Source organism: Agrobacterium sp. DKPNP3, assembly GCF_052686535.1.
Map to the genome: position 1 here is coordinate 1 of NZ_JBQYSN010000008.1, position 16,948 is coordinate 16,948.

The 16,948-nt window shown below is 56.0% G+C and carries 17 protein-coding genes; 3 read left to right on the forward strand and 14 right to left on the reverse strand.

All coding sequences use genetic code 11. The features are described 5' to 3' along the window. The coding region (locus ACUTJJ_RS03770) for a hypothetical protein (protein ID WP_445541340.1) at window positions 1-374 on the reverse strand (374 nt) is incomplete at its 3' end. An 11-nt stretch (window positions 375-385) separates the two neighbouring features. Here ACUTJJ_RS03770 and ACUTJJ_RS03775 point away from each other — a divergent pair. Beyond that, on the forward strand, window positions 386-664 hold the full coding sequence (locus ACUTJJ_RS03775) for a hypothetical protein (protein WP_035210580.1): 279 nt from the start codon (window positions 386-388) through the stop codon (window positions 662-664). Between the two features lie 245 nt (window positions 665-909). Here ACUTJJ_RS03775 and ACUTJJ_RS03780 read toward each other — a convergent pair whose 3' ends face one another. The 13 genes from ACUTJJ_RS03780 to tssH all read right to left on the reverse strand — a co-directional run bounded on the left by ACUTJJ_RS03780 (window position 910) and on the right by tssH (window position 15,073). Further along, complete coding sequence (locus ACUTJJ_RS03780) at window positions 910-1,365, reverse strand: hypothetical protein (RefSeq protein WP_445541341.1); 456 nt, start codon at window positions 1,363-1,365, stop codon at window positions 910-912. A 479-nt stretch (window positions 1,366-1,844) separates the two neighbouring features. Further along, complete coding sequence (locus ACUTJJ_RS03785; protein WP_445541342.1) at window positions 1,845-2,837, reverse strand: type VI immunity family protein; 993 nt, start codon at window positions 2,835-2,837, stop codon at window positions 1,845-1,847. Between the two features lie 9 nt (window positions 2,838-2,846). After that, window positions 2,847-3,983, reverse strand: a complete 1,137-nt coding sequence (locus ACUTJJ_RS03790; RefSeq protein ID WP_445541343.1) for a DUF4150 domain-containing protein — start codon at window positions 3,981-3,983, stop codon at window positions 2,847-2,849. Next, window positions 3,980-5,047: a hypothetical protein gene (locus ACUTJJ_RS03795; RefSeq protein ID WP_445541344.1), complete on the reverse strand. Its 1,068-nt coding sequence runs from the start codon at window positions 5,045-5,047 to the stop codon at window positions 3,980-3,982. Before ACUTJJ_RS03795 ends, ACUTJJ_RS03790 begins: the two co-directional genes overlap by 4 nt. After that, window positions 5,044-6,069 carry a DUF2169 family type VI secretion system accessory protein gene (locus ACUTJJ_RS03800; protein WP_445541394.1) on the reverse strand — a complete coding sequence of 342 codons (1,026 nt, stop codon included), beginning with the start codon at window positions 6,067-6,069 and terminating at the stop codon, window positions 5,044-5,046. Before ACUTJJ_RS03800 ends, ACUTJJ_RS03795 begins: the two co-directional genes overlap by 4 nt. A 5-nt stretch (window positions 6,070-6,074) precedes the next feature. Further along, on the reverse strand, window positions 6,075-6,323 hold the full coding sequence (locus ACUTJJ_RS03805) for a hypothetical protein (protein WP_112637528.1): 249 nt from the start codon (window positions 6,321-6,323) through the stop codon (window positions 6,075-6,077). Window positions 6,324-6,400: 77 nt separating this feature from the next. Beyond that, window positions 6,401-7,564: a hypothetical protein gene (locus ACUTJJ_RS03810; RefSeq protein WP_445541345.1), complete on the reverse strand. Its 1,164-nt coding sequence runs from the start codon at window positions 7,562-7,564 to the stop codon at window positions 6,401-6,403. 16 nt (window positions 7,565-7,580) lie between these two features. After that, window positions 7,581-8,726 carry a hypothetical protein gene (locus tag ACUTJJ_RS03815; protein ID WP_162708949.1) on the reverse strand — a complete coding sequence of 382 codons (1,146 nt, stop codon included), beginning with the start codon at window positions 8,724-8,726 and terminating at the stop codon, window positions 7,581-7,583. Between the two features lie 8 nt (window positions 8,727-8,734). Further along, window positions 8,735-10,846: a type VI secretion system tip protein TssI/VgrG gene (gene tssI, locus ACUTJJ_RS03820; protein ID WP_445541346.1), complete on the reverse strand. Its 2,112-nt coding sequence runs from the start codon at window positions 10,844-10,846 to the stop codon at window positions 8,735-8,737. A gap of 13 nt (window positions 10,847-10,859) precedes the next feature. Beyond that, window positions 10,860-11,360: a type VI secretion system amidase effector protein Tae4 gene (locus tag ACUTJJ_RS03825; protein WP_045531759.1), complete on the reverse strand. Its 501-nt coding sequence runs from the start codon at window positions 11,358-11,360 to the stop codon at window positions 10,860-10,862. Between the two features lie 11 nt (window positions 11,361-11,371). Beyond that, on the reverse strand, window positions 11,372-11,761 hold the full coding sequence (locus ACUTJJ_RS03830; protein ID WP_121557632.1) for a Rap1a/Tai family immunity protein: 390 nt from the start codon (window positions 11,759-11,761) through the stop codon (window positions 11,372-11,374). A 108-nt stretch (window positions 11,762-11,869) separates the two neighbouring features. Continuing rightward, window positions 11,870-12,346, reverse strand: coding sequence for an Hcp family type VI secretion system effector (locus tag ACUTJJ_RS03835; RefSeq protein WP_004431488.1), 477 nt, complete (start codon window positions 12,344-12,346; stop codon window positions 11,870-11,872). A gap of 57 nt (window positions 12,347-12,403) precedes the next feature. After that, window positions 12,404-15,073 carry a type VI secretion system ATPase TssH gene (tssH, locus tag ACUTJJ_RS03840; protein WP_445541347.1) on the reverse strand — a complete coding sequence of 890 codons (2,670 nt, stop codon included), beginning with the start codon at window positions 15,071-15,073 and terminating at the stop codon, window positions 12,404-12,406. Between the two features lie 220 nt (window positions 15,074-15,293). Here tssH and tssA point away from each other — a divergent pair, with 220 nt between their 5' ends. Continuing rightward, entirely contained in the window at window positions 15,294-16,349 is a 1,056-nt protein-coding gene (gene tssA, locus ACUTJJ_RS03845; protein WP_445541348.1) for a type VI secretion system protein TssA, read from the forward strand. A 66-nt stretch (window positions 16,350-16,415) separates the two neighbouring features. Then, window positions 16,416-16,925: a type VI secretion system contractile sheath small subunit gene (gene tssB, locus ACUTJJ_RS03850; protein WP_445541349.1), complete on the forward strand. Its 510-nt coding sequence runs from the start codon at window positions 16,416-16,418 to the stop codon at window positions 16,923-16,925. Window positions 16,926-16,948: the final 23 nt, after the last annotated feature.

Genomic DNA, 16,948 nt, shown 5'->3' on the forward strand with positions numbered 1-16,948 from the left:
CCTTCAAAATACCGATGATCTGCTCGTCGCTGAAACGGGAACGCTTCATTCTCTGTCTCCTTCTCCGGAGAACAGACTAACCTCAAACCGAGGACATTCCAGGGGAGCAGGTCAAGACCTTTGGGGTAAAGCTCCGGCTTCCCGTCGATATCCAGCTCTTGCGGATCACCGCGCTTTCCAATGTGGGCCGAGTCAACGACGACGACGCCATTGTGCCCTTGGTCAGGGCCCTGCCACATCATTGTCAGATACTGGACGAAAAAATCGACATTGCGTAGTTTTGAAAGACAATTGCATCCATTGAAGCGGTTTGGGACTTCGTCTCCCACGTTTTGATTCACACCCGGATAGGTCGCCGTTTCAACAGATCGCACAGGAGAAACGCTTGCTGATACTTGAGATCGTCATTTTTTCTGCGGCTCTTATCGCGGTTGGCCTTCTGGCTGTGCAACAGATTATCGCGCAGGTTCGGGAGTATAATTTCTACAAGAAGAATGGTGGTGATTTTTCTGTCGATAGCGAAATGGATCACGTCAAACTTGACAGATCAATGCACTACAACGACCTCCGCCTCACGAACTGGCAGCGATTTTATCTCTTCCGCCCGGCCTGCATCGCCATGCTCGTCTTTTTTTGGGCTATGATGATTGTCTCTCTGCTTTGACTGAAGCGCCGAGCTTCTATGTCAGCGGAATGGCGAAAAAGCCTTCTTCTGCGGAGGTGTTGCTTGATGCAGACCAGTTCACGCTGGTCGAATATCTCAAAATATGCATTCAGGCACAACACGATTGGATAGTTAGGCGTCGCCGTGAAAATGTTGTGCTTTGGTTACCCTTGTGCCGACCAGCGAACACATTCCCGGACCCTTCCAGCACATCCATGATCCGCCCTCAGCGGGCTCGCCCGCAATTACCCGATCGTATAGCTCGATGCTACGCCGCGAAGATGTCTGACTGTCGCTTGCGACAACAATCCACTGCCCAGATATTCAGCAAAGCTGTATGAGAATATGTCACTTCGTTCTATCGCCTGGACCGAATTGGTATCACCAAAGACAACGAGGTATTCGTGATCCTCCGGCGCCCAGATCCAGAGATCATGACCTGAAAAATGGATCAGAAGGTTATAGGGCGAATTTTCAAACAGCGCATCAAGCACCAGCCCGACCGGTTGCGGTGAAAATTGGCACGCAGACTGACCGAACTCGTAAGCAGCGAAATCAATTTCGTCACTACCTATACGCGCGGCGACAAGGGCGACTTCCTCCCCACTTGGAAATTCGGGATAAATCCTCGCCGCAAAATTCCTGTTTCGGATGGCCAGATGGTCGAGCGTGCAATCTTTCCCAATGAACTCTGAAATCACGAGAATCCTCTTCAATCGCCGTGGAAGCCAGTACCACCCAGACCGATATCTCTCCTATTGAGACGAAATGACAGCGTCACCGGGAGCAACTGGCTCATTTGGAATCCCTCACAAAGGTTTCGATCGCGCTCCAGGATAACGATGAAACACGGCCCGCAGGGAAACGCTCGATGGAAACGGCAGCTTTATCCTCGCTATTGAAAGCCAAATCGAAAGCGTCGTGCCCGCTCATTAAACGACAATAAATTGGGGTTACCCTCTGACAGATCGTAATAACGCGTTGCCAAACCGAGCATTGATTGCCGTATCTGACGCGTTTCTCCATCGACAAAATAGAACCCTGATGTCAGCCCGAACAGCCATAGGATGGCATTGCCGGGCGGCCACCCGATTTTCATCCAGTTTTTCAAGTTCACCGCGCTCCTCAAGGATCGCCATCGCGGTTATGAGTTCGTTTAAATTCATGAGGCTTAGCAAGCTCAATGTTCACCATCGTCAAACCGATGCGTCCACCATTGCGTATACTCCATCTCGTCAACACCGTAAGGAGCTTGCAGATAGGGATAATCCCAGGCCTCGTAACGCAGGGGCTTGAGAAAATCGTTGACTGCGCGGTACGCAGCAGGGACTCGCCCCTTGTTCAAGTCGCCGAGCACAGGCCGGGCACCCGCCTGGAAAACGACGCCTCCCTCGTAGGGATGGAGGACAATCTCGTCTCCCAGTACGTCTCTTGCTTTTTCAACGCCACCGACCCGCGCCAGCAGTTCGTCGTTGATGGCTGTCAACCAATTCACGTCTCGGATCACATCGGTGCGACGCAATATTTCCAACGTGAAATTGCTGCCATCTTCGTAAAGAAGGCCTGGAAACCGACGAAACAAGGGATATGCCTTCTCAGTCGCTCCTGCGGCATAGGAATAGAAGAAAAGCGACATGCCGGACACTGCGTAAAAAACCCGAAGATCGCGGCAAGCGTCAACAAAGAGGCGAACGACGCCGGTTGGATTGCGTGATAATTCCGATAGCCGCGTCTGATACATCAGCCGCCCGTTACCACCGCGGTAGCCAACGCTTGGAAGAAGGACAGTAAAGTAGTCGTGGACCGGATCGGTCGAACGCAACGCCTGCTTTGGCATGTGCCTGATATAGAAGCTCGCGGTCTCTGCCTCGTCAAAATATTCATCTTGTGACAGATAATTCGCGACGTCATCCCGTGACGAGATACGGCGTACACGCTCGTTAAAGGACAACAGATTTGCGTTACCTTCCGCAAGGTCGTAGTAACGTAGCGCCAAATCGAGCATGGCTTGGCGTGTACGCCTTGTTTCACCATCCGCAAAATAAAAACCGGACGTCAGGCCAAACAGCCATTGAACAGCATTGCCAGGTGGCAAACCGATTTCGTCCAGTTTTCCGAGTTCCCCTCGCTCTTCGAAGTTCGCGACAACAGCGACCAGTTCGTTTAAATTCATGACATCATCCTACCAGCTTGGCACGGGCGGGCGGCGCCCGCCTGGGATCCTTGGCCCGGGCAACGGAAGCCAGATCGGGGGAGCATTCTCAAGCCCCTTTTTCAGCTGCCGCCATCGTTCTTCGGCTTCCCACTGGCGTTCCTGTTCGCGCTGTCTCACAGATTCTTCGCAATTGTCGCACTCATCCAACACCACGAACTCCCTGTAACGAGCTCTGTACCGTCTTGCGATAGCACGATAAGCATCATCCTTCGCCGCATCATTCGGAAACTTGTCCCCCGGAAACTTCATGTCGTACATATGTGTCATCTGGCCGTTCTCGACTTTCACCACATCGAGCCAGCGCGAGCCACGCACATTGAACCATCGCGTACCGCCCCAGGGCGCCCTGCGGGGAACCTTGGGAACATCATGTTCCTCTCCTTGCAGGATAATATTGCCGGGCGGTTTGTCCGGGAATGTGTTTTTAGGATTGTTCGGGTCCCAGAATCCAAGCTCGGAAATATAGCCGTAATTGGTGCGCGGATCGCCGACCGGCATGCTGCCACCAAGGACCGTGTTTGGATATTGCGCCTGGATCGTTGCATCGACACAGCGTTGATAGCGACCCGGGCTTGCCTCGTCGTCGCGCGGCAAAACCTGATCCATCCATTCAAGCCCCTCGGTAACGCTATTTCTTGGGCGATGCAGCGCATAACAGCGGCAGCCCACCTCGCAGAGATAACGTTCAGGATGGCCTTCAGGCAGGTCGGTCTTGTAGCCACCGACCGAGACGGTGTTTCCCTTGTTGAGGAGCATCTTGTCGGTAAGGCGCGTTACTGCGCGGCCTTGCATGAACACATTGGGAGACCAGGACAAGAACGTCGCCTCATGCAGATGTGTCCCCGATTTGACCCCTCCCGAGGAGCCGGGCTCGTCACCGATCGATTTGGCGAACCGGGAGCCGCGCACGCCGTTCATCGCCCCGCCATGCGAAAACACCGTGGTGGTACCGTCGGCAAGGTCGCGGGCAAATGCGGTATTCGTGTATGGCACGGGCAACGGCTTGGGCGGGGTCAGGCATACATCCGGTAACGTCGAGCGAACATACCCTTTCGAGTTTTTGTGGCAGAGTGTAATCCCATTGATGCGGATTGTTTCCTTCATGCGTCTATCCCACCGGTTTCGATGTCGCGCTGGACGCTCTCCACAATCGTTGCTGCTCTCAACCCATCGCGGGAACTGGCGGACAACAGGCTGTAGAGCAATTCCTCACCCCTCGGTTCTGCCTTTTCGACGCGCGATCCGGGGGGGGGGGCAAGCGCAAGCGCCGCCATCACAAGCCCGCTCGCAGCCCCGAGGTCACCCATTTGAAGCGACGGGATTTCCGCTTTTTCGGACAGGTCGGCCATTTGCGCGGCGTTGGTCGTCATCGCATATCCGAATTCCTCGGCACGTACGCGATCACCATTGAGATCCACAATAAATCGATCCGGAGAAAAGCCGCCTTCGAGGAGAGCCCCATAACAGCTAGCAAGGGCGCGGCCCATCAAACCGCGCTCGGGATCAATAGGGCTTTCAGGCTCTTCCATGATCGACAGGCGCGCAATTCGGCCGAGCCGCCTATTGTCTTCCGGCCCAAGCGCCAACACAGCCGCCGCCTCGCCGGGAACCATACCGTAGGGGTTGTCCCGGGTGAGCAGTTCACCGTGATAGGCCAGACTGTCGAGCATATCGGAGTGAATATAACTGTCGACAACCGCAACAAGGACAACTCTCCCCGTTCTCCTCACGATTTCCAGACCATCCCGACCAACAAGCTGCAGGCTTTCCGCCTGTCCGCCAAAAGAAACGGAGAGGGTCTTCACCTGCGCAAGAGGGGTTTGTTTAAGCCTGGCATCAAAGGCCTCGGCGACAACTCCACCTTCCATCCAATAGGGCAGCAGTAGAAGCATCCCATAATCCGCACTTTCCTGTCCGAGCTGCGCCAATTGCGCAAGACAATCGTCAAGCGCGCAGGAGAGTAACTTTCGCAGCCGCTCGACATAGTCCCGCTCTTCCGTCAGCGGATAGACCGGCGCAAGGGTCGGTGGTCGCCCGTCCGCCATCACCAGGTTGCGGTCCTTCTCGGTGAACCGTTCGCCGCGGGAGTAGGCGGCAATTGCCGTTTCAAAATTTTTGCCGGCAGGGCATGTCAGGCCGGCCGCCAGAATTGAAACCGCCGCTCTCATGAGACCACCCCAGCCATTTGCCTCAATCGAAGGAAAGAGACTTCGACATCCTGGTCGCGACCGCCACATGGTATATGCGCGTTCCATACGAGATCCACGAGACGCTCATCACCGGTAATTTCCACCTGAATCAGCCTGAACCTATGCGTTAATGTCCGGCCAGCAATACGCGTGTCCGCTTCCAGGATACATTGCGGCAGGCGAAATTCGTAACTGCCTTCAGCATGTAGACCTTCGAGCCTCACCGGCTCGCCGCCGCGTAATTCGCCCGGATAGATCTGACCGTCAGGCGCGGTCTGGTGGAATTTTTCGGAGAAATCGGAAGGCAAAAGCGGGGACCGGTGTTTCATCCATGCGTCATCATAGGTGCCAGCGTGGATATACCGCGTTGCCCAGGCTGGCTGAACCGCGCCGAAACCAACCGGCTGCGAAAGCGGCCGATCGGGATGGAAGACCTGCGCAGGAGCCGCTATCTGCGGCAAAGCCAGTTCAGCTCCCTCCGGCGCGCGCTCGAAATGACGGGACCAACCGCGGCCAATCGGGTTAGCTTCGCACTCGGCCCCATCCTCATCCGCAAAGAGATCGCTTCCGCCGAGCGAACGCGTCCATGACAGTTCGACGCGGCCGGCTCGCTCTCTGTCGGCAACCTCCCAACCACGCTTTTTTTTGATCATGCGCGCTTCACCAATAACGATGGCCCGCTTGATCATTGTACCAACCGCAACCATGACATCGATACTGTCTAACGGCCTTTCATCAGGTGCAAAGGCTGAACCATGGAGAAGAATATCTGCGACGGGCCGGAAAGGTGCGAAATCAGCATCGGCGAGGAGCTCTTTGGCCTCGGCATCGCGATAGAGCGGCGAGAGGCGGATAGGCTGCGGCTCAAGAAGATCAGTCATGCCATCGGGACGCGCACGAAACCGCCCGCGCACGGCGACACACCAGTACTCCTTGCCGTCTCGGTCTCGAACGAAATAGCCGTCCGCGGAGAAGGGCGTGTTGTTGCTGACAGCCCACATGCTGGTCAATTCAGATCGATATAGGCGGCATCCAGTGAGATATTCTGGCGAGCCGTCTGGATAATTTTCTTGCCTTCCACCCTCACGATCCCGTCAGAACCCAATGAGATGCGGGCCTCGCCGTTACGGATCGTCAGCGTCCCGGAGCCATCAAACTCGATCATTGTCGCGAGCTTCAAAAGCTTGCCCCACGCGTCCTCCGGCAACGGAAGAACTTCTTGCAGAAGCGCTTTGCGATCAGGGATTTGATTCATATCGTGCGAACTCCCTCTTAACTCACCAAATGGAATGCCGATCGTAAATGAGCGGCACTTCCATCGACCATAGATCCTTATTTCAGTTGATCCGCCAAACTATCTTCGATGGTACGCGTGACGAAGTCGGCATGTATCATCGTTGCGACGTCCGTTGGCGTGGCAGGAAACGCCGTGAGCGAAGCCACCGCGGCGACCACACCCTTCCTTAAACTCAATACCGTCTTTGCACGTATCTTCTGCGCGCTGCCCTGAAGAGTAACGATGTCGATGAAACCTTTATTCACGTCACCGACTTTTTCGCCGGGAACAAAGCTTACATCCTCGTCCAGCTTGAAGCCGACGTCCGGCATCAGATTCTGCAGTTCGATTTCCACCACTTTCGCGGCGAGCTGCCGCAGTTGATCGTCAGTCGGCGACAGGTCCGATTTCGGTGTTGGAAAGATGAACAGGGACACAGCCGCGTTTCCATCCGGATCATTGGAATTTGTGAAGATCGCGCCGGTGTAGGACGGGTTGGGATCGCTGTTCTGCGTCAGTTTTTTCCAGCCATCAGGCAGACGTGTGGAGTAGACAGTGCCGCCGCTCGACGGCAACTTTTCCAAATGCATCGAACCTTCAATACCATCGCCCGTTTCTGTGTCGAACTTCAAAGCTCCGAAAAATTGCCCGATCTGGGGTTCGACGCGAGACGCCTCCTCCTCTGCATAGCCGGCACGCACAATGAGCAAAGACTTATCCTTGCGCCAGACAGCGACCCTCTCACGGCGGTTGAATCCATTATCCGGTCCAAGGGCAAATACATCGCCGGCGTCGCGACCATATTCCTTCATAGCGGAGATGGTAGGTGCCCATTCTTTCGCAAAGAGCCGGGCGTAATCGACACCACGGGCAACCTTTTCCGGTTTGATCTCGGCAGTGATGATCTGGATTTCGAAATGATCGCGATTGGCGGGATCATAGCCGATCGACTGCAGGGTAACATTGTCGAAAGTTTCGTACTTGTCCCATTCGGACAATGCCCGCTGTTCCTTGAACCACATGAACTTGTCGATCTTAACCGATTGAAAGTTAAGCTCCTTGGCGTCTTGAAATGTATATGGCTCCGACGCCTTCGCTGTAGTGTCGAGGGTCAAACGGCTCGTATAATCTTCAGCCATAACATCCAATCCAATTGCGGTCGTCACTAAAACCATTGCCGAAAAAGACAGTCGGCGCAGCACCAAAAATAGAGGCTTCAACGTTCGGTTCTCCGTATCATTTTCCCCGCCATTCCTTGATGAGGTCTGCGGCCTTATCAAGACCTGTCAGGCCCGCGGAGGCTTTTGCGCCACCCCCGACGCCAAAACCAAGTTTCGCGCCAACTTCAGCCCGCGCCTTACCCTTCTTCACACCTGCTTCGGCAGATGCCTCAGCCTGAGCGCCAACAGCGCCCTGCAGCTCACCGCCGACGCAAACACCTATATCCCATTTGTCTTCGATAAGCTGATTGTGCTCTTCGAACAGCCAGTTCCACGCTTTGATGACAGGATTGCCAACACGGGTTGGTGTCAGGCACAGCTCTCCGTTAACTGACCCTTCAATGACGTTCGCCTTGGCGGCAAGCTTCAATGTCCCGGTTATCTCTTCAGGGTTACCGACAAAAGCAACCTCGCCCTCGAGCTCTCCTTTCAGCACAGCACCTTTCGCAGCCCCGGAGATGACTTGATCCTTTAGAACTTCGACTTTGCCCTGAGCCGCAGCAGCACTGGCTTTTGCACTTAATTTGGCGTCAACACCGCCTTTGGTCAGGGAAAATCCGGCCTTTCCATCACCCTCCAGTGCACCGAGCTTATATTCTCCTGAAGCCCAATCCTTTGCCGGATCCCCAAAACTGTCTCCGGCCAGTTTTTTATCTGCTTTCCACCATGTAAACTCGGCAACCTGGAAATTGCGTTCCTTCCATTTGCCGCGCCAGTCAGTGTCGTGATCGGTCTTCCCGTCCGGATTACGACGCGTATAGCCCGAAGCAAGATACTCCCGGACGCCCCTTTGGTATTTTTTGCCAATGCCGGCATCCTTATAGTCCTTGCTCAGTTCGCCAAATTTCCAGGCGCTTTCCTTCGTCTCGTTTTCACGTTCTTTCTGCGGAAGGAGTTTGTTTGCGCTGGAAGATCGTCCAAACAAAATCGTCTCGTTCACTGCGGGTATGTATTCGCACAATCCACCATTAGAATTGAACGTTGGCTGAGGTGTATCCACGCGATATGGCGGCCTTATCCTCGGCGACTCCGGAAAAAACGGGTGACGCTTGAATGTCGACAGATCGGTTTTCAACATATCCAAGACATTGTCGTCGTCGTATGCAGAAAACGGAACACCCAGCATGCGAGATGGAGGTAATCCTGACGGTTTCTCAGCCATGGCCCCGCTCAATTCTGCGTAATCTGATCAGCTTCGAAATGAATATGCTTTCCTTTAATCACGATATGCCCCTCGCGCGACATCGTGAGCATAGACTTCTCTCCAACTTTTATCGTCAATTGTTCGCCTACCCGGATGTTCATGATGCGCCCGATATCTGTATCTGAACGGCCCCGAACGATGATGCTGTGAGATTTGCCGACCGTGGTTTGATAGGTATGTCCGACAACCGTCGATTTTGCCCCGCCAATAACCTCCGAGGAGCCGATACCGACGACCTGCGAGTGGTTTTTCTCCACAAAGAGCTGGAAATTCCCTTTCGCGAAATTGAAAGGGTCCGGGATCTTCAGTTTGCCCAACGCAGCTCCAACCTTGTCGAAGACGAGCTTCGTCTTGTCTCTCAAAAGGTTTGAGAGGGCATTTTCGCCCACCGCGATCGACATGTTGCCCGCAATAACCTCGTCATGGTCGCCGCCAACTTCCGTCGATTTATCGTTGGCCACGAGTTCCGATTTATCGCGCCCTACACGCTTGGAATAATCGTTCAGAATTTCAAAATTCGTGTCCTTCTGGGCGTGGAGAAATATCTCCTCCTGGTCCGCTTCGTCCTCAAACCGCAATTCGTTGAAGCCGGACCCTTTATGCGTATTGGTGCGGAAGGTGCTGCGCGTCTTGTGCGCGGGCAGCTCATACGGCACCGTCTGACGCGCATTCGGTACCACGCCGGTCACCAGTGGCCGGTCCGGATCGCCATCCACAAATGCAACCATCACTTCCATGCCGATGCGTGGGATGATCTGACCGCCCCAGGTGGAGCCCGCCCAGTTCTGTGCTACCCGCACCCAGCACGTATCCGTACCATCCTTCTTCGCCTTGCGGTCCCAAGGGAACCACAGCTTGATGCGGCCATACTGGTCAGGATGGATTTCCTCGCCTTCAGGACCAGCAACGATCGCCACCTGCGTGCCTTCAATGCGTGGGCGCTTCGTTGTCCGGTGCGGCGTCAGCGGCACGCGGGACGGAATTGCCTCGAAGTGGTTGCGATACTCAGGCTCGTTACTGTTTGTCTCATAGGAGAGATCGACAATGCTGTGGCTTGCCCTGATGATCACATGCTCTTCATAGGCATGTTCGGGATGCGCGACCTCGTAAGGCGTGAAGCGGCGGCCGGCTTCCAGAATGCGCGAGGTGGACGATCCGAATACCCGGTCGTGATCAGCCTCGATCGCCTGGGTGCGCAGTTTCTGCGCCCGCTCGGCTTCTTCGACTGTCCTGATGCGGGCCGGATATTCGTAGAGCTCGCGTTTTGTCGCATCCGGCATTTGCACCAGAGACGGCGTCATCGTGCCCGGCACCATGCCCGGCGTCTCAAAGTTCCAGTCCGCACCCGCCCGCTGGCCGGAGACATAGGAGAACCGCCGCGCCCAATCGTTGATGTGATTACGGTCCGACGAGCCCTGCGCCAGACGCACCGTTCCCTCCCCCTGGGCAGCCGGCGACGGCCCGAGCCAGCCGCTGGCGCTGTCGGCCACATGCAGCTTGTGGCTGCCATCCTCATGGCTGAACCAGTAGAACAGGCCGTCCTCTTCGAAACGGCGGGTGAGATAATCCAGATCGGTCTCGTTAAACTGCACGCTGTAATGCTGTGCAGGCGGCTGCGAAATAATGCCTGACGTATCGGGTGCGGGAATGCCGTGTTCTGAAAACAGCGTCTCGACGATCTCCACCGCCGTCTTGTCCATCCAGATCCGGCAGTCGGAACGCCGCGACAGAAGCCACATCTGTGGCCGGATGGTCATCGAATAAGAGCGCAACCCACGCGTGATCGGAGGACCTTCATGGAGCTCTGTTACAAGGCCGTTAAAGGGACGGCGGATGCCGCCGCCCTCACCCTCGCCCTGGCTGATTTCGATCGAAACATCGACCAGCCGTCCGATCAGTTCCTCGGGCTTGACCGCTTCCTTCTTGGCACGCACCGTCAGGCGAATGTCAAAGAGCTGCGACACGCCTTCCTCGACGGTCAGACGCTCCGGCAGAAGCTGATCCTCGCCAAGGGGCGACTTGACCTTGAGGACGCGGCTTGCCTGAACGAAATCAGAAAGTGACGACTGGTCGTCCATGGAACACTCCTAATCAGGACCCGCGGCTGGACTGAAGTGGCCAGAACCAGATCGTTTCCGAATTGTAGTAGCAGGCCGATGCGCATTGGGTGGCCTCTGAGCCACCCCGCACAAGATCGATATGGCCGCCGCCGGTGTAACCAGGGATATTGTTGAACGCCACTACACCGTTACGCGCGCCGATGCCATTACGCGCTGTCGCGGGGGTAAACGGCTCGGGCTCGCCGAGATAGCTCGTCCGTTTCATCAGATTTGCGAGGCGGCGCATGTTCACCTCAATGCCCTTCCCCGCATAGGGACCTTTCTGGATGCGATGCGAGGATGGCACGATGTTGATCCCCGATTTCACGAAAGCGATGCTGACGCGGATGGCACAGGTATTGTGATAGTTCGGGTTACCGATAAAATCATCCCAGCCAATTTCCGTGAAAAGATCACGCTGGCTGAGATAGTTCGGATGCGACGGGTCGCTGCTCGGATAATTCTTATAGAGAGTGTCGAAGTTAACGCGCATGGTTCGTCCCACTAGTTACTTTTCTGCTCACAGGGAAAGGAGACCTTGAGCGCCTCCCGCACGAGAGTGGCTGCCTGTTCATCGAGTTTTTCCGCAGGAAGATCGCCGAGATAGGTGTAGATCCGGTCGGTAAGTTCATGGGGCGCCACGGCGCCTGCGCCACACCAGTCCGATCCGCTCGTCAGATCGGCCACGCCGGCGATATAGGCGCTCGATTTTGCAACGGAAACCAGCCGCCGCATTTCCGGATCGGACACCTCCGGAGCAAGCTTACCCTCGATGGCCTGCTTGAGCTCGGCACCAGAGAATATCCATGTCCGTTCCGCTGCACTGACCGGCGAAAGACCGGACGATGCCAGAACAACCGGCACGGAAACAAAAAACGCATATAGGGAGCGCATCAAAAAACCGCCTCGACCAAAGTCGACGTGAAACATCACGACGTGAGCTGCAAAACTGCAATGAAAACGTTCCGGTGCCGGCAACGCCGGCACCGGGGCGCGTCACGATCAGGCAGCCTTCGTCGTCGCCAGATCGTAGGAGGCGATCATCGGAGACTGCGGCGAGTTGTTGTCGTCGAACGGCGTGTACTTCACTTCCATCTTCGTGAAGTTGAGCTTGACGGTTTCCACCGGACGGTCACCGCTGGAATCCACCGAGTAGCTGGCGATAAGCGTGTTTGTCAGCAGATACTCGATATAGGTGTTGCCCGGATTACCCGTGGTCACCAGATGAATGGTTGCGAGCTTGCCGGTCCGGCCGGCGCAGGCTTCCTGGAAAAGCTTGGTGGAAGAAGAATCGCTAACCTTGGTCAGAATGACTTCCGAAATGGTCGGCTCGGAGGCCTCGCGGTTTGCAGCAGAACCAGCAGAGGTGTTCATGTTGCGGGCCACGTTCCAGTGAATGGCTTCAATATCCATCCACTTGCGATGTTCTTCATGGGTGGCGTCGCCCTGGATACCGTCAATCTGCAGATAAATTGGCATGCTGTAAGCTCCTGTAGCTAAAATGACCTCTTGCTCCGAGGCCGAGTTACCCTTCGTTTAATGCCGCATGCGTCGGGTAGCCCCATCCGACGCGGCAACTTTATCCACCCCAACCTCTTCGGTTACGGCGAATTCATCTGCTTCCCCAGCCTCTTCGGCACGAATGCCGAACCCGTTTTCACCAAAATCGACAACAATCTTCCCGACACGCTCTCCCGCGATGACCTTTTCGAGGAAAAAGCTGGAAAGAGGCGGCAGGAGATCCTTGCCGATCATGATTTCAATGGCGCGTGCGCCAATCTCACTTGCACCGGCGCGCGCCACAAGGGCATCTCGCGCCTTATTGGACAGGGTCAGGCCGGTGCCATATGTTGCGAGCACACGTTCCCTGATCTTGCCAATCTGAATATCCACGATCCTTGCAAGCGCCTCCGTACCAAGCGGCATGAAAGGCAGAATGATCGTGCGCCCGAGGAACGCGGGCTTGAACTGTTTGGTAAGCTCCGGCATCAGAAGCGCTTCCAGCGCTTCGCCTTCCGGCATCGTGTCGGGATCGGCCGACAGCGCCGACAGGAACTCCGAGCCTGTATTGGCCGTCATGAAGATAGTGGTGTTCTTGAAATCCACGTCGCGGCCTTCGCCATCGCGCAGCACGCCCTTGTCAAACACCTGATAGAAAATGTCCTGGACGCCGGGGTGAGCCTTGTCGATCTCATCCAAGAGCAGAACGCCGAACGGCCGGCGGCGCACCGCTTCCGTCAACACGCCGCCTTCGCCGAAACCGACATAACCGGGTGGCGAACCGAGAAGCAGCGAAACCTTATGCTCTTCCTTGAACTCCGACATGTTGATCGTCGTCAGATGGCTGTTGCCGCCGTAGAGCATATCGGCGAGCGACAGCGCGGTTTCGGTCTTTCCCGTTCCGGACATGCCGACAAGGAAAAAAACGGCCGGCGGGCGGCGCGGATCGGATAATCCGGCCCGCGCAGTGCGCATGGCATCAGCAATCCGGGCAATTGCAGCATCCTGCCCCACCACCCGCTCCCGCATGCGCGCGTCCAGTGTCCGGGCACTTTCGATCTGGTCCGCCAGAAGTTTGCCGAGTGGAATTCCGGTCCATCGCGAAACGACGGCGGCGATCGCCTCACGATCAACAACTGTCGGGACAAGCCTGTCGGCATTTGCCGGCTTCGTGTCGACCGCAGGCCGCAGGGGCGAGACATTGGAAACATCGCCTTCAGCCGGCTGCTTTTCGCTTAGCAGAGCCATCTCCGCGTCGTAACGCTCACGCAGATCATCGATCCCGCTCTCAAGCTTTTCGACTTCGCCGCGTATCGACTGAATACGGCTGTCAATCTCGTCATCCTGCGGTTCACGCAGAAGCCAGTTCAACTCATCGGTGAGAAGGCGCCGTTCGCTTTCCATGGCGCGCAGCCGCTCCGGCTGGGTCTGCCGTGCCAGTGAGACGCTGGCCGCGGCCGTATCGAGAAGGCTGACGGCCTTGTCCGGCAACTGCCGCGCGGGGATGTAGCGTGCGGATAATTGCACCGCGGCCACGATCGCCTCGTCACGGACGACAACGTTGTGATGGCTGACGAAGCTGTCAGCGACACCCCGCAACATGCGTATGGCGGTCGTCTCATCCGGTTCGCGCACGTGCACAGGCTGGAAACGACGGGTCAGCGCCGCATCCTTTTCGAAATATTTCTTGTATTCGCTCCAGGTCGTCGCCGCGACGGTGCGCACTTCGCCGCGCGCCAGAGCTGGTTTGAGAATATTGGCCGCATCGCCCTGCCCGGCTGCACCACCCGCACCAACGAGGCCGTGGGCTTCATCGATGAACAGGATGACGGGTTCGGCCGAACGTTTGACCGCATCGATCACGCCATGAAGGCGGCGCTCAAACTCACCCTTCACGCCGGCACCGGCCTGAAGCAGCGAAATATCGAGGTTCAGCAGGCGGACATTACGCAACTTTTCCGGAACGTTGCCAGACGCGATTTCCAGCGCCAGCGCCTCTGCAACCGCCGTTTTACCAACGCCGGCCTCACCCACGAGAATGGGATTATTCTGTCGGCGGCGCGTCAGAATATCAACGAGCTGGCGCAACTCATCATCGCGGCCAATAACAGGGTCAACCTTGCCATTGCGGGCATCGGCGGTCATGTCCTGGGTATAAAGGCGCAAGAAATCATTCTGGCCTGCAGACTGTCCTGCCCCTGCCTGCCCTGAGCCGGCCAGCGCGGACGGAACATCCACGCCTGCGCCATTTTCGCTCGAGCTGCGAAGACGCTCAAGTGCGGTGCGATCCATCGCCTTGAGAGAAGGAAATGCCGAGCGGACGAAAGAGCGAAGTGAGGTTTCCTCATCCATCGCCAACAGCAGATCGCAAAGCGTGACACGGTCGCGGCCAGCCTCCAGCGATGCGAGAATCCACGCCTCCCGGGCTGCCGTGAGAATGTTCTGGGAGAGCGACAAAGCCTCTCCGTCGCCGATGACGGCCTCCTCCAGACTGCGGCTGATTTCAGCCTGCAATACCGGAAGTGGAATTTTTAATTCCTCGAATGTTTTCGCATAGATGCCGGAATCCACAACCGCAAGCAGCCAGTGCGGGATATCCACGTATCTGTGCCCCATGCGCACCGCAACAGAAGCCGCAGCTTCAAGGGTAACACGCAGGTCTGGCTCAAGCGCTCCAACGAGGCGGTTGAGATCGATATGCGACATGCAATGAGCCTCCTGCCCGGGTTCATTCCACAACGTGACGTGGAGTAAATATGATGATGAAACCAACTTGTCCACCCCGAAGTCGATTTTTTATCAGGTGAGATTAGCCACTAGACGCCACAATTTAGACACATTTAGAATAAGTCTGTCGTATGAATAGCCTCACGTAAGGGAAGTAACTACAAAAAATCCATTACTATTTCTCGGAGATAGACTGACGTTGAACGCGCTGAATGTTAAAACAGATTTAGGATTTTTGAATGACTGCGGAGAAAATATCCGGGTCAATGCAAGAACGCGTGAAATATACTATAGAATTAAGGATGAAAGAAACCAGGCTCGCACAGAAGAGCGCGCCGCTTCTCCGCAGGATAACCTGAAAATATCCAGTAGCTGGGATAATGTCAGCAATCTTGGATTGCAGATTATATATTCCGAAAGCAAGGATGTTGAAATATTGGCGTGGCTTGCGGAAGCATCGCTGCGCCTGCGCGGCTTCCATGGTCTGCGCGAAATCTACGATCTCGGCAAAGCGCTATTTTACAACCACTGGGACTCGCTGCGGTCGATTAGCGACGATAATGACGAAGAAAAATTTGCACCTTTAGCGGGATTGAACGGTGTCGGCGGCGAAGGAACGCTTGTTCAGCCTTTGCGCCTCGCCTCATTGATCCCAGGCGGGAAATTTGGCGAACACAGCCTCTGGGACTTCCAACTCGCGCAGCGCCCCAATGAGAGCAAACGTCGAGAAGAGCTATATCGGCTTGCGTCTGAAGCTGGCGTTGCCGCCATGTCATCGCAGTTGGCTGAAGTGACTGCGTGCCTCTCCTCGTTTGATGCCATCATGACCATTCTTGCCGAGCGCTGCGGGCAATCGGCACCCCCGAGTTCCCATATCCGCAACACGCTGGTCGAAGCAGCGTCTGCAATTCGCTCGCTCGGCGGGCGTGACCAGGATCCGGCGCCCGTCGAACAGGAAACCGTGGCCATCAGCGGTTCCGACGAGAACGGGGCGGCCGCCGTGCGTCCCGCCGTGACCGCGCCGGAAGGCATATTATCGCGCGACGAAGCATTTGAAACTCTTCTCTCGGTTGCGCGTTACTTCCGCCGTACCGAGCCGCATTCACCGATCTCCCTTGCCATAGAGACACTGGTGCGCAGGGGACGCATGGATTTTTCGGAACTGCTGGCCGAGCTTTTGCCGGAAGCACAGGTCCGCAACGCAGTCTTAACCGCCGCCGGCATCAAGCCAAGCGGAGAGAGCAACGGAAAATAGGAAAGCACGGAGCGCGACGCCGCTCCGTAACAGTCGTCTGTGCCAAGTGGCACCAAGGAGGTTGAAATGGCAAGTGTACATGAAAAGCTGGAGCGTGTTCGCAAACCACGCGTTCACATCAAATACGAAGTCGAAACCGAAGGCGCGATGGTGGTGAAGGAACTGCCTTTCGTGGTCGGTGTGCTCGGTGATTTCTCCGGCAATCCCACCCAGCCGCTCAAGCCGTTCGGGGAGCGTAAATTCGTCCAGATCGATCGCGACAATTTCGACGAAGTCATGCGGCGCATGACGCCCGGTCTCAATATCTCCGTTGCCAATACGCTGCAGAAGGATGGCACGGACATGCAGGTCAACCTGAAGTTCGAAAGTATGGATGATTTCGAACCCGGCGCTGTCGTGCAGCAGGTTCCGGCACTCAAGGCGCTTCTGGATGCCCGCAACGAACTGCGCGACCTTCTTTCCAAGGCCGACCGTTCGGAAGATCTTGAGCGGTTGCTGGAAGATATTTTGCAGAACAAGAGCGACCTCGCAACGCTGGTTTCCGAACTCAAGGAAAAGAACGGCGCGAAAGAATAATCGCCTGTGCGGAGGAATACCTC

Coding starts and splice junctions, on each gene's coding strand:
- ACUTJJ_RS03785 (WP_445541342.1), bottom strand. CDS start 2,837: ATGAATTTAAACGAACTGGTCGCTGTTGTCGCGAACTTCGAAGAGCGA.
- ACUTJJ_RS03790 (WP_445541343.1), bottom strand. CDS start 3,983: ATGAAGGAAACAATCCGCATCAATGGGATTACACTCTGCCACAAAAAC.
- ACUTJJ_RS03795 (WP_445541344.1), bottom strand. CDS start 5,047: ATGAGAGCGGCGGTTTCAATTCTGGCGGCCGGCCTGACATGCCCTGCC.
- ACUTJJ_RS03800 (WP_445541394.1), bottom strand. CDS start 6,069: ATGTGGGCTGTCAGCAACAACACGCCCTTCTCCGCGGACGGCTATTTC.
- ACUTJJ_RS03805 (WP_112637528.1), bottom strand. CDS start 6,323: ATGAATCAAATCCCTGATCGCAAAGCGCTTCTGCAAGAAGTTCTTCCG.
- ACUTJJ_RS03815 (WP_162708949.1), bottom strand. CDS start 8,726: ATGGCTGAGAAACCGTCAGGATTACCTCCATCTCGCATGCTGGGTGTT.
- tssI (WP_445541346.1), bottom strand. CDS start 10,846: ATGGACGACCAGTCGTCACTTTCTGATTTCGTTCAGGCAAGCCGCGTC.
- ACUTJJ_RS03825 (WP_045531759.1), bottom strand. CDS start 11,360: ATGCGCGTTAACTTCGACACTCTCTATAAGAATTATCCGAGCAGCGAC.
- ACUTJJ_RS03830 (WP_121557632.1), bottom strand. CDS start 11,761: ATGCGCTCCCTATATGCGTTTTTTGTTTCCGTGCCGGTTGTTCTGGCA.
- ACUTJJ_RS03835 (WP_004431488.1), bottom strand. CDS start 12,346: ATGCCAATTTATCTGCAGATTGACGGTATCCAGGGCGACGCCACCCAT.
- tssH (WP_445541347.1), bottom strand. CDS start 15,073: ATGTCGCATATCGATCTCAACCGCCTCGTTGGAGCGCTTGAGCCAGAC.
- tssB (WP_445541349.1), top strand. CDS start 16,416: ATGGCAAGTGTACATGAAAAGCTGGAGCGTGTTCGCAAACCACGCGTT.